Genomic DNA, 254 nt, shown 5'->3' on the forward strand with positions numbered 1-254 from the left:
CCGGCAGAGGCCGCTGGCGATCGCCGCGCTGGAGGACAAGATCGTCCAGGGTGCGACCGCCATGGTGCTGAGCGCCATCTACGAGGAAGACTTCCTCGGGTTCTCCTACGGGTTCCGGCCCGGACGAGGACCGCACGATGCGCTCGACGCCCTGGCGGTGGCGATCGACAGACGCAAGGTGAACCACATCCTGGACGCCGACGTGGAGAACTTCTTCGGGGCGATCGACCAGAGATGGATGATCCGCTTCCTGG

General features: G+C 65.7%; 1 protein-coding gene. It reads left to right on the plus strand.

Going from position 1 to position 254, the window contains the following annotated elements:
- A partial coding sequence (locus tag KZZ07_RS27160) for a reverse transcriptase/maturase family protein (RefSeq protein WP_219520118.1) occupies nt 1-254 on the plus strand: 254 nt, incomplete at both ends.

Origin of the sequence: Mameliella sp. CS4 (assembly GCF_019392335.1) — a bacterium.
Taxonomy (GTDB): domain Bacteria; phylum Pseudomonadota; class Alphaproteobacteria; order Rhodobacterales; family Rhodobacteraceae; genus Antarctobacter.